General features: G+C 71.9%; 18 protein-coding genes. 9 read left to right on the top strand and 9 right to left on the bottom strand.

Going from position 1 to position 16,091, the window contains the following annotated elements; all coding sequences use genetic code 11:
• Positions 1 to 104 precede the first annotated feature (104 nt).
• The 4 genes from ACPPVO_RS04300 to ACPPVO_RS04285 are packed head-to-tail and all read right to left on the bottom strand — an operon-like array spanning position 105 to position 5,109.
• Positions 105 to 722, bottom strand: coding sequence for a GNAT family N-acetyltransferase (locus tag ACPPVO_RS04300; RefSeq protein ID WP_426509982.1), 618 nt, complete (start codon positions 720 to 722; stop codon positions 105 to 107).
• A complete protein-coding gene (gene glp / locus ACPPVO_RS04295; protein WP_426509981.1) occupies positions 719 to 2,005 on the bottom strand; it encodes a gephyrin-like molybdotransferase Glp in 1,287 nt (428 codons plus the stop codon). Before glp ends, ACPPVO_RS04300 begins: the two co-directional genes overlap by 4 nt.
• A complete protein-coding gene (locus ACPPVO_RS04290) occupies positions 2,002 to 2,934 on the bottom strand; it encodes a UTP--glucose-1-phosphate uridylyltransferase (protein WP_426509980.1) in 933 nt (310 codons plus the stop codon). Before ACPPVO_RS04290 ends, glp begins: the two co-directional genes overlap by 4 nt.
• Before the next feature lie 9 nt (positions 2,935 to 2,943).
• Positions 2,944 to 5,109, bottom strand: a complete 2,166-nt coding sequence (locus tag ACPPVO_RS04285) for a diguanylate cyclase (RefSeq protein WP_426509979.1) — start codon at positions 5,107 to 5,109, stop codon at positions 2,944 to 2,946.
• On the opposite strand from ACPPVO_RS04285, the gene ACPPVO_RS04280 reads away from it, so the two are divergent.
• Together ACPPVO_RS04280 and ACPPVO_RS04275 are read left to right on the top strand one after the other, a co-directional pair.
• A complete protein-coding gene (locus ACPPVO_RS04280; protein WP_426509978.1) occupies positions 5,063 to 5,701 on the top strand; it encodes a 5-formyltetrahydrofolate cyclo-ligase in 639 nt (212 codons plus the stop codon). The genes ACPPVO_RS04285 and ACPPVO_RS04280 overlap by 47 nt on opposite strands.
• Positions 5,702 to 5,704: 3 nt before the next feature.
• The gene (locus ACPPVO_RS04275) at positions 5,705 to 6,043 is read left to right on the top strand and encodes an FmdB family zinc ribbon protein (RefSeq protein WP_426509977.1); all 339 of its coding nucleotides are present in this window, start codon (positions 5,705 to 5,707) and stop codon (positions 6,041 to 6,043) included.
• Between the two features lie 59 nt (positions 6,044 to 6,102).
• On the opposite strand, the gene ACPPVO_RS04270 is transcribed toward ACPPVO_RS04275, so the two are convergent.
• Entirely contained in the window at positions 6,103 to 6,285 is a 183-nt protein-coding gene (locus ACPPVO_RS04270; protein ID WP_426509976.1) for a hypothetical protein, read from the bottom strand.
• 86 nt (positions 6,286 to 6,371) lie between these two features.
• On the opposite strand from ACPPVO_RS04270, the gene ACPPVO_RS04265 reads away from it, so the two are divergent.
• The 3 genes from ACPPVO_RS04265 (at position 6,372) to ACPPVO_RS04255 (ending at position 7,546) form a co-directional block, all read left to right on the top strand.
• Positions 6,372 to 6,506, top strand: a complete 135-nt coding sequence (locus tag ACPPVO_RS04265; RefSeq protein ID WP_426509975.1) for a hypothetical protein — start codon at positions 6,372 to 6,374, stop codon at positions 6,504 to 6,506.
• Positions 6,507 to 6,561: 55 nt separating this feature from the next.
• Entirely contained in the window at positions 6,562 to 6,864 is a 303-nt protein-coding gene (locus ACPPVO_RS04260; protein WP_426509974.1) for a translation initiation factor 2, read from the top strand.
• Positions 6,865 to 7,039: 175 nt separating this feature from the next.
• Positions 7,040 to 7,546, top strand: a complete 507-nt coding sequence (locus ACPPVO_RS04255) for a hypothetical protein (protein ID WP_426509973.1) — start codon at positions 7,040 to 7,042, stop codon at positions 7,544 to 7,546.
• A gap of 4 nt (positions 7,547 to 7,550) precedes the next feature.
• Here the strand turns inward: ACPPVO_RS04255 and ACPPVO_RS04250 are convergent, their stop codons facing one another.
• Positions 7,551 to 7,736 (bottom strand): DUF397 domain-containing protein, encoded by a 186-nt coding sequence (locus ACPPVO_RS04250; protein ID WP_360386213.1) that lies wholly within the window; start codon positions 7,734 to 7,736, stop codon positions 7,551 to 7,553.
• Positions 7,737 to 7,896: 160 nt separating this feature from the next.
• On the bottom strand, positions 7,897 to 8,784 hold the full coding sequence (locus ACPPVO_RS04245) for a helix-turn-helix domain-containing protein (protein ID WP_426509972.1): 888 nt from the start codon (positions 8,782 to 8,784) through the stop codon (positions 7,897 to 7,899).
• A gap of 555 nt (positions 8,785 to 9,339) precedes the next feature.
• Here ACPPVO_RS04245 and ACPPVO_RS04240 point away from each other — a divergent pair.
• Complete coding sequence (locus tag ACPPVO_RS04240) at positions 9,340 to 9,540, top strand: hypothetical protein (protein WP_426509971.1); 201 nt, start codon at positions 9,340 to 9,342, stop codon at positions 9,538 to 9,540.
• 207 nt (positions 9,541 to 9,747) lie between these two features.
• On the opposite strand, the gene ACPPVO_RS04235 is transcribed toward ACPPVO_RS04240, so the two are convergent.
• Positions 9,748 to 10,230: a DUF2231 domain-containing protein gene (locus ACPPVO_RS04235; RefSeq protein ID WP_426509970.1), complete on the bottom strand. Its 483-nt coding sequence runs from the start codon at positions 10,228 to 10,230 to the stop codon at positions 9,748 to 9,750.
• A 157-nt stretch (positions 10,231 to 10,387) separates the two neighbouring features.
• On the opposite strand from ACPPVO_RS04235, the gene ACPPVO_RS04230 reads away from it, so the two are divergent.
• The 3 genes from ACPPVO_RS04230 to ACPPVO_RS04220 all read left to right on the top strand — a co-directional run bounded on the left by ACPPVO_RS04230 (position 10,388) and on the right by ACPPVO_RS04220 (position 13,269).
• Positions 10,388 to 10,825: a Fur family transcriptional regulator gene (locus ACPPVO_RS04230; RefSeq protein WP_426509969.1), complete on the top strand. Its 438-nt coding sequence runs from the start codon at positions 10,388 to 10,390 to the stop codon at positions 10,823 to 10,825.
• Entirely contained in the window at positions 10,822 to 11,640 is an 819-nt protein-coding gene (locus tag ACPPVO_RS04225; protein WP_426509968.1) for an oxygenase MpaB family protein, read from the top strand. The genes ACPPVO_RS04230 and ACPPVO_RS04225 overlap by 4 nt, the downstream gene beginning before the upstream one ends.
• 282 nt (positions 11,641 to 11,922) lie before the next feature.
• The gene (locus ACPPVO_RS04220; protein WP_426509967.1) at positions 11,923 to 13,269 is read left to right on the top strand and encodes a hypothetical protein; all 1,347 of its coding nucleotides are present in this window, start codon (positions 11,923 to 11,925) and stop codon (positions 13,267 to 13,269) included.
• Here the strand turns inward: ACPPVO_RS04220 and ACPPVO_RS04215 are convergent.
• Positions 13,250 to 16,063, bottom strand: a complete 2,814-nt coding sequence (locus tag ACPPVO_RS04215) for a glycoside hydrolase family 9 protein (RefSeq protein WP_426509966.1) — start codon at positions 16,061 to 16,063, stop codon at positions 13,250 to 13,252. The two genes, ACPPVO_RS04220 and ACPPVO_RS04215, sit on opposite strands and share 20 nt — an antisense overlap.
• Positions 16,064 to 16,091: the final 28 nt, after the last annotated feature.

Genomic DNA, 16,091 nt, shown 5'->3' with positions numbered 1-16,091 from the left:
ACTTATGACCTTACGACGCGCCGGGGCTCGTACCACGTCAACACGCAGGAGGAAACGCCCGAAGGGGCAAATCCGACTTATCCGAAAAGTCGGAGAAGGGGGACTTAGGTGGACGCCAGGGTCTTGTGCCACCGTGCGAGCAGGCCGCCCTCGTCGGCGAGGTCCTCGGTGGTCATCGCGTAGCCGAGGTGGTCCCGCCAGTCGCCGTCGATGTGCAGGTACCGATGGTGGTAGGCCTCCTGCCGGAAGCCGAGCTTCTCCACGACCCGCCGGCTCGCCGCGTTGTCGGGGCGGATGTTGACCTCGATGCGGTGCAGCCCGCCCGCGGTGAACGCGTGGTCGACGACCAGGGCGAGCGCGGTGGGGATGATGCCCTTGCCGGCGTAGCGGGCATCGACCCAGTAGCCGGCGTACCCGGAGCAGAACGCCCGCCGCACGATGTTCCCGAGCGTCAGCTGCCCGACGAGCCGGTCATCGAAGCAGACCGCGAACGGCATCGCGGTGCCGTGGCGCGCGGCGCGGCGCAGGTCGGCGTGCACGGCCCGGAACGCGGGCACGGAGTTCAGGTCGTGCCAGGTGCCGTACGGCGTCGGCTCCCACCGGCCCAGCCACTGCTCGTTGGCCCGGCGAACCTCGGACCAGGGCCGCGCGTCGGAGCGCCGGTACGGGCGCAAGGTGACCGGACCGTCCCTGAGCACTACGGGCCAACCGGGCTGACTCATCGCCGCCTATCCAGAAGTATGACGTCCACCGTGGAGCCTGCGGCCGCGCTGATGACCTTCTCCCCCAGCACCATGAGGCCGTTGGCGTCGGCCAGACCGGAGAGGGTGTACGGGCCACCGGCGAGCGGAGCGACAGTGTACCCGCCGCCGCGGCGCTCGGTGATGTACGCCGGCCGGAACTCGCGCATCCCGGAGGGCGAGCTGACCGTCTCGAGCAGGTGGGCGCGCACGCTCGGGCGGAACACCGGATCGGCCCCGGCCAGCAGCTGGATGACCGGGCGGGCGAGCACCTCGAAGCCGATGAGGGCCGCGCCCGGGTCGCCGGGCAGGCAGACGATCGGCACGCCGTTCTGGCCGCCGACGGTGCCGTAGCCGAGCGAGCTGCACGGGTACACGGAAAGATCCGAGAAGACCACGGTGCGGGACAGGATCCGGCGCACCATGTCGCCGGGGCCGGTGCCCGTCCCGCCGGTGGTGATGATGAGGTCGGCGCGGAGCATCTGGTCGTCGAGCAGGCCGCGCAGGCCCTCGGGGTCGTCGTCGCAGATGCCGACGCGGTACGCGTGCGCGCCCGCCTCCGCCGCGGCCGCGGTGAGCGCGTGCGAGTTGGCGTCGACGACCTGACCCGGCTGGCTGGCCCGGCCCACGTCGACGAGCTCGTCGCCGGTCGCGATGACCACCACGCGCGGGCTGGGGCGCACCACCACGTGCCCGATCCCGCTCGCGGCCAGCACCGAGACCAGCGGCGGGGTCACGTAGGCGCCGGCCCGGGCCAGCGTCGCCCCGGCGGGCAGCTCGTCGCCGGCGCGGCGCACGCCGTGGCCGCGCTTCGTCGGGTGGTACACCTCGACGGCGGCCATCCCCTGGTCGGTCATCCCCGGCGGGATCACGACGTCGGCGGAGACCGGCATCAGCGCGCCGGACGCGACCGAGAAGCAGGTGCCGGGGGTGAGCCGGACCGGGCGCCAGCTCGAGGCGACCAGGTCACCGACGACGCTCAGCCGGACCGGGCGGCCCGGCTGGGCGTCGCTGACGTCGTCGAAGCGTGCGGCGTAGCCGTCGATGGCGGCGTGGTCGAACGCGGGCACGGGGCCCGGCCCGACCACGTCCTCGGCGAGCACGTTGCCGTGCGCCGCGGTGATCTCCAGGTCCAGCGGGGGCAACGGGCGCAGCCCACGGAGCACGCCGGCGAGGTAGTCGGCGAGGGGGACGCGCGCGTTCGACCCGACGCCGGCGTCGCGCGCCGCGTCGTGGTGGGATCCCTTCGCTGGAGCCGCTGTCACCCGCGCAGATCCTTCTCCACGAACTGGGTCAGCCACTGGCTGAACGCCGGACCGAGGTCGTCACGCTTCACCGCGAGCTGGACGACCGTCTGCAAGTACCCCAGCGGCATGCCGGTGTCGTACCGGATGCCCCGGTAGACGATCCCGTGCACCGGGGTGCCCTCCGCCAGCAGCAGCGCCATGGCGTCGGTGAGCTGGATCTCCCCGCCGGCCCCGGGGCCGATGCGGCGGATCGCGTCGAAGATCTCGGCGGGCAGCACGTAGCGCCCGACGATGGCGAGGTTGCTCGGGGCCTCTTCCGGCTTGGGCTTCTCGACGAGCGCCGTGACCTTCACCGTCTCCCCGGCGTCGACCTTGAGGTCGGAGGGCTCCACGGCCGCGATGCCGTAGCGGTTGGTCTCCTCCGGGTCGACCTCGATGAACGCGAGCACGATGCCGCCGGTCTGGGCCTGCAGGTCGAGCATGGCCGGCAGGAGGGGCTCCGTCTCGTCGCAGAACTCGTCGCCCAGCAGCACCGCGAAGGGCTCGGGGCCGACGTGGGACTCGCCGTACGACACCGCGTGCCCGAGCCCGAGGGGTTCGGCCTGGCGGCAGGTGTAGATCTCGGCGAGCTCGGCCGGGCGCTTGATCGCCTCCAGGCGCTTGGTGTCGCCCTTCTCGATGAGGCGGGCCTCCAGGTCGGGGCGGCGGTCGAAGTGGTCGACCATCGAGGTCTTGCCGCGGCCGGTCACCAGGAGGATGTCCCTGATACCGGCGGCGGCCGCCTCCTCGACGATGTACTGGAGCACGGGCCGGTCGACCACCGGCAGCAGCTCCTTGGGGACGGCCTTGGTTGCCGGGAGGAAGCGGGTCGCTAGCCCCGCCGCCGGGATCACGGCTTTGACAGCCCGCTGGCGCGTCGCGGACTGGTGAGGAGTCGTGTCAGGCATGTAAGCAGGCTAGCCGCCGCGGCTCTGTCGCGGTGGTTGCGCCGCCTTTGGCGCGCCGGGCGTCACCTCGGCGCTCGCCTTCGCGCCCGCCCGCCCCGACGCCAGCCGATACGTGTCGCGACCTCCGGCCTTGGCCGCGTAGAGGGCGTCGTCGGCCGCCTCCAGCACCGCCGCGCCGGTCGCGCCGTGGTGTGGAAAGACCGCGATGCCGATCGATACGGTGACGGGAATACGACGCGGTGCCGGGCTTCCGCCGGCCGAGACGACGAGCACGGGGCTGCGCCGCACGGCCGTGCCCAGCCGCTCGGCGAGCACCGACGCGCCGTCCGCGTCGGTCTCCGGCAGCAGCACCACGAACTCCTCGCCGCCCTGGCGGAAGGCGAAGTCGACCTCGCGGATCTCGGCGCGCAGCCGGCGGGCGAACTCGGCCAGCACCGCGTCACCCGCGGCGTGGCCGTAGCCGTCGTTCACCTCTTTGAAGTGGTCGAGGTCGAGAGCGAGCACGGCCAGGTCGCGGCCGAAGCGGCTGGCCCGCTCGACCTCGCGGCGCAGCGACTCGCGCAGGTACCGGTAGTTGGACAGGCCGGTCAGCGGGTCGGTGAGGGAGAGCCGCTGGGCCTCCTCGTGCACCCGGACGTTGTCGACGGCGACGGCCGCCTGGCCGGCGAACGTGCGCAAGGTCACCAGGTCGGCGTCGTCGAACTCGTCGAAGCCGTGGCGGTCGTAGAGGGCGAGCACGCCGCGGGCGGCCGGCGGGCGCTCGGTGTGCGGCTCCAGGCCGGTGGTCGGGCCGGCGGTGGGGGCGGCGACGGGCACCGCGACGTACGTGACGCAGCGCGGCTCGTTCGCCGAGAGCACGGGCCCGTCGCGGTCGACCCGCCCGCGCATCGGCTCGCCGGACGCGGCGACCGTGCCGAGCAGCCCCTCGCCCGGTGACAGCCGCAGCTCGGCCACGTCCAGCCCGGCGAGGCCCTCGCCGACCTGGCCGCGCAGCTGCGCGCCGGACTGGTCGAGCATGAGCACGACCCCGGCCTGCGCGCCGGTCGCGGCGGTCGCGGTCTGCAGGATCACCTGCAGGATGCGGTCGGGGTCGTGGGTGCCGGCGAGGGTGTCGCCGAGCACGCCGAGCTGGCCGCGCAGCTGGTCGCGGCTGGCGGTCAAGGCTTGGACGTACCCCTGCATCTCCCGCGTCATGCGGTTGAACGTCAACCCGAGCCGGCCCACCTCGTCCTGGCTGCGCACGGGCACCCGGGCCCCGAGGTCGCCGTCCGCGACCCGCTCGACGGCCTGGGCGAGCTCGGTGAGCGGCTGCGTGGTGGAGCGGGCCAGCCACCAGGCGACGCTGATCGCGACGAGCCCCGCGCAGACCACGACGGCGACGAGTACCGCGTAAAGGCCCTGCACGTCCGGGGCGGGCACGCTCACGGCCAGGGCGAGCGGCTGGCCGGACTGCGGGTCGAGCCGGCGCACGAGCCGGCCGCCGTCGGTCGTGCCGGTCGCGCCGGGCATCAGCCCCTTGGCCAGGGTCACGATGGCGGCGTCCTCGGCGGTGGGCGGCGGACCGTCGGCCAGCGAGCTGACCCGGACCCCGCTGGCCGAGGCGAGCCAGCCCAGCAGCGTCGAGTCGACCGGCTCGACCGCGTAGGCCCGGCCGGTCCGGCCCCCGGCCGCGTCGAGCACGTCGACGGAGGCGGAGATCGCGGCGAACCCGGACGGGGCCGGTTGGGACGCCGGCGCGCCGCAGTCGGCCCAGGGCCGGGGCGGGAGGTCGCCCGCGGTCGCGAGCACGGCGCCGCCGTCGGTCACCTCCACCGCGCGGGCCAGGCCGCGGCCGACGGCGGTCTGGGCCGCGTCCGGGCGGTCGCCGAGCAGGGCGGCGGTCTCGGCCGCCAGGCGCAGGCGCTGGCAGGTGACGGCGAGGGCGGCCCGCAGGTTGTCGGCGCCGGCGGCGAGCCGCTCCGAGGCACGCTGGTCGCTCACCGTGGCCACGGCGATGCCGACGAAGACGGCGCCGAGCAGCACGGGGCCCAGGACGACCGCGAGGAAGGCGGCGGTGAGCCGCGCCCGCAGGGTCACGTCGTCCTCCCATCGGTTTGATGCGATGCTGTCACAGATCAGGAGGAATCGAGTGGTACTGCCCGAGGTGTCCCCCAAATCCGAGCTCAGGGCGCACATCCGGTCCGTCCGCCGCGCCCTGCCCGCGACCGTGCGGGCCGGCGCCGACCGGGCCCTGGCCGTGGCGGCGGCGGATCTGGTACGCCGAGCCGGCGCCCGGAACGTGTCCGCCTACGTGCCGCTCGACCTGGAGCCGGGCGGCCCGGACCTCGTGCCCGCCCTCGCCGCCGTGGCCGAGCGCCTCCTGCTGCCCGTCCTGCTGGACGACAACGACCTGGACTGGGCGGTGTACGACGACACCTTCACCACCGGCCGCTTCGGCCTGCGGGAGCCGGCCGGCCCGCGGCTCGGCCCTGACGCGATCGGGTCGGCGGAGCTGGTGCTGCTGCCGGGGCTCGCGGTGGCCGAGGACGGCACCCGGCTCGGGCAGGGCGGCGGCTCGTACGACCGGGTCCTGCATCGGGTCCAGGCGCCCGCGATCGTCCTGCTCTACCCCGGGGAGCTGGTGCCGAAGATCCCGGCCGAACCGCATGACCAGCGCGTCTGCGGAGCGTTGCTGGGCTATGACACCGCGCACGTCCATTGGACGAAGGGGTGCCCGATACCGCATCATTGGCACTCGGAGTATCAGAGTGCCAATGATGGAGGCTGAGCGGTGCCTACCTACCAGTACGCCTGCACGGTGTGCGGCCACCAGCTCGAGGCTGTGCAGTCGTTCACCGACGAGCCGCTGACCGAGTGCCCGGAGTGCCAGGGCCGGCTGCGCAAGCAGTTCTCGGCGGTGGGCGTGGTGTTCAAGGGCTCGGGCTTCTACCGCACCGACTCCCGCTCCACCGGCAAGCCGGCGTCCTCGTCGTCCACCAAGACCGAGACGAAGAGCGAGTCGACGTCCACCAAGACGGAGACCAAGACCGACTCGAAGCCGGCCGCGAGCACCTCGACGTCTTCGTCGTCATCCTCGTCGTCGAGCGGCGGGTCGTCCGCCACTTCCTGACCTCGGCCCCACACGCCAACGCCCGGCCTGCGAAGACCGGGCGTTCTGGTGTACCGCCCCTAGTCCCAGTGCGGCGGGCGGTCGGAGAGCAGGCGGTCGTCGTTTGTCGACGCGCGCTCGCCCCAACCGGCGTCGGTGTCGTCGGTGGTGTGGTCCGGGAGCACGACCAGCTCCTCGGCGAAGTCCTCGAAGCTCACTTCTCGCTGCTCATCGGTGGGCGCCCACCCGCTGGTACCTGCCACGGCTGCGAGAGTACCCCCGGGAGTTTGCCGGAAAGTGGCCGAATGACGACAGTCGCCTGCGCGGTGCGCGGGTCACACTCGGCGGCATGACACAACCCACCCCCGAGCCCGCCGGCGACCCCTCCGCCGACGAGCAGGAGACGCTCCGTCTCGACCAGCAGGACCCCGACGCGACCCGGCCGATGTCCCTGGCCGAGCTGCGCGAACTCGAGAACGACTAGCCGATCCGGCGCCCACCGCCGGGTTTGCGCCCCGGCGGTGGGTAAGGTCGGTGACGTGAGCGACGACGCGTTCTGGCGACGGCCCGCGGAGGGCAGCGAGGCGGCTCCGCCGCCTCCCCCGGCCCCGCCGGCGAGCGTCCCGTACACCGGCGCGCCGCGCAGCAACCCGCCGCCGCACGGCTGGCGCCCGCCCGTGGTCGAGACCCCCGCCCCGCCGCGCACACTGCCGGCCCAGGACGGCGAGCGCATCGACCGCGAGGAGCAGGCGGCCACGATCCTGACGAAGGGCATGGGCATCTTCGCGGGCGCGGTAATGCTGGTCCTGCTCCTGATCCTCTGCGGCCGCGCCCTCTTCTGACCGCCCCGGCAGAGATCCACCCCCGCCTACACCGAAATGCGCCACCGCTTTGACGCTTGTTCATGTGCGGTGGCGTTTCGTCGCGCTACACTCTGTAGGCAAGCGGACCGCAACCAGGCTACTTGTCACATGACAAGATCAATTGCCTCGCTGGTCCCGAAGCGAGGTGTTCGCGATGACCCGGCGCGATCGACTGCAGCGACAGGTCCACTGGATCGACCTCACCGCGTCCGACGACGAGCGGGAGCGGGTGCCGGGCCCCCGGGCCGACGGCGAGGACATCACGGCCAGTTCCCACGTGCGCATCCTCGGCCTGTCGATCGAGATCTCGCTCCGGGGTCGCGGCGATCGCTCCGCCCGGGCCGTGATCCGGGCCGTGGTCATCGGCACGGCGATGGGTCCGCCGGTGGTCGGCGTCGTCGCCTGCCTCGCGGTCGGCGCCCACGCGCTCATCACGCTCTCGGTGTTTCTCGCCCTGAGCGCACTGACCCTGAGCGACGCCTGGCGCACACTGCACCGCCCGGCCCACGGGGGGCGCTCCGCCCCGGTTCGCGTCGACGGCGATCGCCGGCTTCACCCACCGGCCGGCGGGCGCCTCCTGCCGGCCAAGGCCCACCCGCCCCGCCCGCCGGCGCTGCGCCCGAGAAGGCGACGGCGCAATCGGCGCCGGCCGCGGCACTGAGGCGTCAGCGCGTCACGTACGCGACGAATCGCCGCCAGTCGCGCGGGTCGACCGCCAGCATCGGCCCGTCCGGGTTCTTCGAATCCCGGATCAGCACCGAATCGTCGCGCTCGGCGATTTCGACGCAGCCGTCCTGGCCGCTCGCCGAGCTGTGCCGCCAGACCGGCGCGCCCCGATCGTCGCCAACCACTGATCCTCCCCAACCCCGTCCGCCGTCGTCGGCACACGGAGCCCCGGGCGGTCGGGCTAGCCGAACATCCCAGAAGTATATTGGCGATCGGCAATCTCGACCAGCGGATGCGGCCCGTCGGCATCCGCTGGCATCACCAGTTCTGGGTATTTTTCGGCGGTCAGACGGCCTTTAGGCGCTGCGTCGCCGCATCGATGACCGAGCCGATGTCCTGCGGCCGGCTGGCGCGGTTTTCCATGTCCTGGAACCGGTCCACGTATCGGGCGATCACGTCGAAGTCGTCCCGGACGATCAGCTGGTCGTTGATGGATTCCATGTACAGCAGGCCGTTGTCCAGAGGGTCCTCGAATTCCAGGAGCACGAACGCCGACCGCAGCGCCGGATAGAAGCCGGCGCTGAACGGCATGACCTGGATCGTGATGTTCGGATACGCCGCCATCTCCCGCAGGTGCTCGGCCTGCTCGACCATGAGCGAGGGGTCGGCCCCGTTGCCCATCGGGCGGTGCAGGACCGCCTCGTCGATGATGAAGAACGCCTGCGGGCCGTCCTCGTCGATCAGCATCGCCTTGCGTTCGAGGCGGGCGTTGATGCGCTGCTCGCGAATCTCCTCGGGAAGCAGGTCCTCGGCCGTGAGGCGCATGATTTCGGTCGCGTATTCGCGCGTCTGCAGGGGGCCGGGGATCAGCGTCGGCTCGTGCTGGCGGATGACGCGGGCCGCCTCCTCGTTCTCGAGGAACTCGGCGAACCCCTTTGACAGAACGTTGCGGTAGCGGCCGCTGATGGTGTCGGCGCCACGGCTGGCGGCGCGAGCCAGATTGAGCATCGATTCCACCTCGGCTGGATCGGTGACGCCATAGCCGGTCAGTATGGCGCGCAAATCGGTGACATTAATGCTCACCTTGCCCATTTCGATACGCATCACCTTGGTGGATGACCATTCGAGCGCATCGGCTATCTCCTTCTGCGTCATGTCCCGATCCATGCGGATCTTGCGCAGCAACGATCGCAGGCGGCGGCGGCTGACGGCGGCGCCCTGGCTCCGCGGCATAAAGCTCTCCTCGAGGAAGATCGCGTCTGGTCGGCGGCAGCACCCCGCACCTCGGCGGCGCCCGCCCCCGAGGGACGCTCCGGCCGCGGACGGGGCGGCCGCTACGAGTGTCCGGCCGCGACGAGCGCCGGGGCCGTCCATGCGCAGACCGCTCCCAGCCGATGCGATCGCGTCATGAACCCCCCTCGGCCTGATCGCCTGACCTCCGGCCCTCGATCTTGTCAGGTGACAGATCGTGGCCCTCCGGAACGCCACCCTACCGTGAGCGATCCAGCGTCCGCAGGCGGGCCGCAGGAGTGTCGCATATGCATTTCATATGCATCCGCAGGTGCAGATGAGGGCGCAACCGGGGTACAGTCGAAGCCTCGCAAGCGCCATCGATGCAGCAGTTGTCCGCGAATCGTCATGATGACCACTGCATCGGGCCGACCTCGAGGAGGGTCCGTGGCAGCAGCGGAGCGCGTTATCGACGCAACTGGCGGAGTCACGCCGGGAACTCGGAAGCGCAGAGCCGGGACGGAGCCGGACACGCCCGCGGGCGACGGCGGCGGGCTCGTGCGCATCACCGTCAACCTCACGCCGAAGGCGTTCGGGGCGCTCACCCGCAGCTGCGAGGCGACCGGCGACTCCAAGACGGACACGATCAACCGCGCCCTGCTGGTCTACGACCTGGTGCGCGGGCTCGCCGACGAGGGCGGCGGCAGCATCACGATGGTCAACCCCCAGGGCGAGCGGGAACGCCTCCACCTGCTGTGAACCGCCAGGAGGCCGGCTGCAGCAGGTGGAGGCGCGCCGGCCCTAGGGGCTGTGTCGAAGTGGATGGCCGGGCTGCGGCGGACTCAGACGCCGCCGGGAACCACCCCGGTCACACCCCGATACAACCCCGGTATCGGGGCGCGCCCGGTGCGGCCCCAGCCGACGCCTGAGCCTCGCCTCGCTCCGGCCCCCACTTCGATACAGCCCCTAGAAGCCTTCCCACACCATGTGCGCGCCGCTGTCGCCGGTCTTGTACACGTAGAACGCCGCCGCGGCGGCCAGGATCACCGACAGGCCCGCGACGACGTAGTGCGCCACGGCCGGGGCCTTGATCCGCGCGGTACCTTCGCGGCTCGCGGGGATCATGAACGCCATCACCAGGGCCACCACCGCGAGGCCCAGGATCACCCAGAACAAATTGTCGGCGTAGCCCTCGTGCTCCGTGATCGCCGCCTTGAGCTGCGGCGACTGGAACGCCCGGTTGGCGCTGAACGACTCGCCGGACTCCTTGGCGAAGAACACGGAGATCGGCGCGGCGATCGCGAACGCCACGAGCGGCCAGCGGATGTGCCGACGGCTGGCCGGCCATACCCCGTAGAGGACGGCGACCAGCGCCAGCAGGGGCACCAGCACGACCGCCGCGTGGATGAACAGCGGATGGGCCGGGATACCAGTGACACGATCGAACACGAAGCCTCCTCGTTCCAGTTACGGATCCTCCCCCTCGGGGGGTACCCGTGCGGGAGATCCTAGGTTCAATGACGACGCCCTAGGCGACAACTGAGCACCGTTGGACCTTAGAAGCCCGGAAACATTTGAACGGTTCCAGGCTGCGTGGTCTCATGGAATGGTGTCGGGTGAAGATCTGCTGCGCGCCCGGGGTCTGCGAGTGACGCGACCCCGGCTGGCCGTGCTGGAGGTCCTCGAGCAGTCCCGCGGCCATCTCGACGTTGAGCAGATCGCGGTCCGAGTGCGCCAGCGCCTCGACACGGTCTCGACCCAGGCGGTGTACGACGTGCTCAGCGCGCTCTCCCGGGCCGGCCTGGCCCGCCGCATCGAGCCCGCCGGGAGCCCGGCGAGGTACGAGGCGCGGGTCGGCGACAACCACCACCACGTCGTGTGCCGCGGCTGCGGGGAGATCGCCGACGTGGACTGCGCGGTGGGCGAGGCGCCCTGCCTGACCCCGTCCCAGGCCCACGGCTTCGTCCTGGACGAGGCCGAGGTCACGTTCTGGGGCCTCTGCCCGGCGTGCCAACGTCGGCGGGCGGAAGAAACAGCCCAGTGAGCGATGATCAGGGCCTCTTCGGCCCGGACTCCGTCACGTGGCGCGTGCACCGCGAGCCGATGGTCACCGTCGGCGGGCTGCGCAGCCTCTACCTGCAGGCCCTGCACCCGCGCGCCGTCGCCGGGGTGGAGCAGAACAGCCGGTACCGCCAGGACCCCTGGGGCCGCCTCGCACGCACCTCGACCTACGTGACCACTGTGATCTATGGCACCACCGAGGAGGCCGAGCGCGCCGGCAAGCGGGTCCGCGCCCTGCACGCCCGGATGACCGCGGTCGACCGGCGCACCGGTGAGCGCTTCCGCGTCGACGAGCCCGAGCTGCTGCGGTGGGTACACGTCACCGAGGTCGAGTCGTTCCTGACCGCGGTCGTACGCGGCGGGCTGCGGCTCACCCCGCAGGAGGCCGACGAGTACTTCCGGGAGCAGACCCGCACCGCCGCGCTGGTCGGCCTCGACCCGGCGACGGTCCCCGACTCGGTGGCCGCCGTCGAGGCCTACTACGAGCGGATGCGCCCGAGCCTCGAGCTCACCGCGGACTCGGCCGCGACCGGGATCTTCCTGACCGTGCCGCCGCTGCCGTACGGGCTGGGCCTCACCCCCGTCCGGGGCGCTCAGTTCGGCGTCTCGGCGCTGGCGATCGGGCTGCTGCCGACCTGGGCCCGCCGGCTCTACGGGCTGCCCGGCCTGCCCGCCACCGACCTCGTGACCTCGATGAACGCCCGGGTCATGGGCCGCCTGCTGCGCTCGGTGCCGATCGAGTGGATCGAGTCGCCGGCCCGCAAACGCGCGATGCAGCGGCTGGGCCGCCGCAACTGAAGCCGCAGCCAAAGCCGCAACAGAAGCCGCAACGGAGGCCGCGACCAAAGGCGCAACAGAAGCCGCAGCTGAAGCCGCAACAGAAGCCGCAACGGAGGCCGCGACCAAAGGCGCAACAGAAGCCGCAACGGGGGCCGCGAGCAAAGGCGGAACGGAAGCCGCAACTGAGAGGCCCTCCACGGCGTTCAACCCGGAGTGACCCGCTGGCTCCCGGCGCTCACCGTAGCCGCCGCCCTGACCGCGGTACTGATAACCCTTAAAACCGACATTTCCGAAATCGCCGTGTATCACGGATATGTCGCTACAGCGATCACGCTCCCGGGCACGCTCATCTACCGCGCGCTGCGCAAGGCGCCCCACAGCCTGGTCGAGGATCTGGCGTTCGGCACCGCGATCGGCCTCATCGCCGAGACGGCCGCCCGCCCGGTCCTGTGGGCCTGGCCGATCCTGACGGTCATCCTGCTGCGCCGCCACCTGCGCACGCCCGAGTACCCGCACCGGCCCCCGCGAAGCTGGTCGTGGGCGGTGACCGCGGTGGCGCTGGGCTTCGTGGCCTACCTGACCTGGGCCTTCCTGCGCGTCGACCCGCCCGTGCCGACGACCCGCCCGGCCGAGTACATGATCGACCAGCTGAACCTGCTGGCCGTGACCGGCAACCTCGCCCACCACTTCCCGCTCGCCGTGCCCGAGCTCGGCGACCAGCCGCTGCCCTACCACTGGTTCGCCTATGCGCACCTGGCCGCGGCCGGCCGCCTGACCGGGATCGACCTGCCGGTGCTGTGGTTCCGGCTCGACCTGCCGGCGCTGGCCGTGCTCGCGGTCGTGCTGCTGGCCGTGGCGGCCTGGCGGGTCACCGGCCGGGCCTGGGCCGGGCCGGTCGCGGCGGCGCTGATGTACACCGTGGGCGAGGCGGTCCTGCCCGCCCGGGCGCCCGCGTTCTTCGGCACGATCACCGCGTACTACTCCTGGTCGAGCCGCTCCGTGCTGTTCGCCTCGGCCCTGTCGCACGTGCACCACTCCTGGGACGCGGTCCTCCCCGTCTACGTCTTCGCGGCGCTGGTGCTCGCCGTCGCGGCGGCCACCCGCAGCCGGGCCGCGGCGCTCACCGTCGTGCTGTTCGCGGGCGGCGCCGGGCTGCCCTACGACGCCGTGCACCACGCCAAACTCGGCACCGCCTACCACGTGCGCGTCACCCCCGACCAGGCCGCCGGCGCCCGCTGGCTGCGCGCGCACAGCTCCCCGGACGAGTACGTCGCCACCAACGTGCACCGCGTCGGCTCCGGTGAGCAGGCCCGGCAGAGCCTGGCCTACTGGATCTCGGCGTACTCCGAGCGCCGGGTGCTCCTCGGCAGCTGGGGCTACTCCCCCGAGTCGAACGCGATCCAGGCCGCCCGCCGCGGCGTGGGGCCGGCCCTGCAGTACTGGGACCCGGGCCGGCTCGCCGCCAACGACCTGGCGATCTACGAGCCGACCCCCGACCGGCTGCGCTGGCTGCGGGATCAGCGGGTGCGCTGGATCCTCGTCGACCGCGCGCAGGGCCGGGAGTCCCCGCGCCTGGCGGACCAGGCTACGTACGCCTGGTCCGCCGGCGACATCGTGATCTACCGGCTCAGCGTGCGGTGCACGTGAGCGTGGCCGGGGCCGCGTTCGTCCCCGAGTAGCTCGCCCCGAAGCCCGGCGCGACCGAGGCCGACGGGGCGAGGGTGCCGTTCCAGTCGGCGTTGGCCGCCGTCACCGCGGCGCCCGACTGGCTCCAGACCGCCGACCAGCCGTTGCTGATCTTCTGGTTGCCCGGGAACGTGAACGAGACGGTCCAGCCGGCCAGCGCCGTGGTGCCGGTGTTCGTCACCGTCACCTCGCCGTTGAAGCCGTCGCCCCACTGGTTGGTGACCTTGTACGTGGCCGAGCAGGTCTTGCCCGTCGAGCCGCCCGTCGTGGTCACCGACACCGGGTCGGAGGTCGTCGAGAGGTTCCCGGCCGCGTCCTTGGCCCGCACCGCGAACTGGTACGCGGTGTTCGCGGTGAGCCCGGTGACGCTCGCGGTGGTCCCCGTCGCCGTGGCCACCACCACCGGGCCGGCCGTGCCGCCGAGACGCAGCACGTCGTACCCGGTGACGCCGACCGCGTCCGTCGAGGCGGCCCAGGTGAGCGTCACCCCCGACGCGGTGATCCCGGAGGCCACCGGCGTGCCCGGCTTGCTCGGCGGGGTCACGTCTCCGGTCTGGGCCCCCGTCGTGACCGTCCCGGCCGGCGAGGCGGCCGAGGCGTTGCCGGCCGCGTCGAGCGCGACGACGGTGAACGAGTACGCGGTCGACGGGGTCAGCCCGGTGATCGCCAGCGACGTCGTCGCACTGGTCCCCACCAGAGTGCTGCCGTTGTACACGCGGTAGCTCGTCACCCCCACGTTGTCCGTGGACGCGGCCCAGGTCGCGGTGGCCCCGGTCGCGGTGACGCCCGTGAACGCCGGCTTGCCGGGCGCGCTCGGCGCCGTGGTGTCGGCCGGACCCGTGCCCGGCGCGTCGCCCCAGACCTTGGTGGCCCCGTCGAACAGCGTCATGTGGCTGTTCGCGGCCTGGGTGGCGCCCGCCGGCAGCGACCAGTCGTTGGACGGGTCCCAGGAGCCGGCCGAGGTGATGCGGAACTGCACCTCGCGCCGCCACGCGGACTGCCCGGCCGGGGCGATGTTCTGCCCGGCGCAGCTCACGGTCACGTAGTACGTGCTGCCGCTGACCAGCGTCGGGCCGGTCGGCGCGGAGCACTGGTTGTAGGCGCTCGAGAGCGAGATCTGGCTCGGCGTGGTCGCGCCGTCGAGGGTGAAGTAGTAGCGGAAGGAGCCCTGGGTCAGGGCCCGGGCCGGCCACGCCGACTTGTTGTAGACCAGGGCCTTGACCTCGGTGAAGGTCGTGCCGGGGGTGTTGATGGAGGACTCGATGTACATCTCGGGCCCGTCTGGGGTCTCCGCGACCGGGAAGTTCGTCAGCGCGGTGCCGCCGTACTCGCCGTACATGCGGGCCAGGGCGCTGGTGAACCCGGCGTTGTAGTCGGTGGCGACCTCGTTCATCGTGTAGTCGTTGCGGCTGTCGGTGTAGGCGTCGTTCGCCGACGTCGGGCCGCCGACCAGGGCGCCGTAGAGCGTGTGGCGCGACTGCGCGGGCTCGTTGATGTTGTCGGACCACGAGCCGTGCGCGGTGCGGTGGTGCGGGTTCTTCGGCGGGTTGGCCCCGAAACCGATCATGTAGCTCGAGTTCCGCGGGTTGTCGCCGAGGATGTAGTTGATCTGGCGGACGCCGAAGTCGTGGTACCGCGCCTTGCGGGTCGCGTCCGTGAGGTAGTCGCTGTAGACGAACGCGACGAAGGAGGTGTTCGCGGCATACCGCAGCGACCCCCAGCTGTCGAGGACCGCCTCCCCGCCGGGCGACGTCGGCACCTTCGCGCCGTTGACGCCCACGGTCCAGTAGTCCAGCCAGCGGTTGGCGTCGTCGACGTACTTCTGCTTGCCGGTCAGCTTGGCCAGCAGCACGTAGCAGCCGTACGACTTGTCGTCCCAGGCGATCGTCCAGCGGTACGACTTCGTGGTGGTCTGGTTCTCGTTGCTGAGGTTGTCGTAGCCGCTCTCGGCCTTGGCGAGGTAGCTGCTGTCGTTCGTGGCCCGGTACAGCCAGATCGCGCCCCACACGAGCTCGTCGTTGTAGCCGCTCCACGAGTTGTAGTAGCTCGCGGCGTCGGTGATGCAGTCCGAGTACTTCTTGCGGACCGTGTCGGCGAACGTGTACAGCTGCTTCGCGTGCGCGACCAGGGTGTCCGCGTAGGCGGGGTCGGTCGGGCGCAGCACGATCGAGGAGGCGGCCATCGCGGCGGCGGTCTCGCCGGCCAGGTCCGAGCCGCCGCAGGTGGCGTCGATCTTGTACGACGGGCGCGCCATCGGCATCACCTCGGCCGGGCCCCACCAGGCGTGGTCGGGGTTGCCGCTGCCGATCTGTCCATAGAGGACGTTGGCGCTCGGGTGCGCCTTGATGAAGTAGTCGTTGACGAACTTGAGGTTGTTGACCAGGTTGGTCAGCTGGCCGGAGCGGACGTAGGCGTCGCGGTACTCGACGGCGCCCCAGGCCAGCATCGTGGTCGAGAAGGCCATCGGGAAGCCGAACTTCACGTGGTCGCCGGCGTCGAACCAGCCGCCGGTGAGGTTGAGCCCGGCGTCGGAGCCGTCGTTCAGCGCGGAGTCGCCGCGCCAGTTCACGCGGTTCCACGCGGGTTTCGGCCCCGACTGCTGGGCCTCGTAGAACCAGATCGACTTCTGCAGCGCCTCGGCGTAGTTGTACGCGGACGCCGCGTGGGCCGACGGCTGTTGTATGGCGACCCCGAGCGCGGCGGCCGCGGCCATGCCCACGGCCGCCAGCGCGCTCATCAGTTTCCGGTTACGCATCGACTTCCCTCCCTGCGATGGCTGGTCG

Origin of the sequence: Dactylosporangium sp. McL0621, from assembly GCF_049995355.1 — a bacterium.
GTDB lineage: Bacteria > Actinomycetota > Actinomycetes > Mycobacteriales > Micromonosporaceae > Dactylosporangium.
This window is presented reverse-complemented; position numbering and strand designations above follow the sequence as displayed.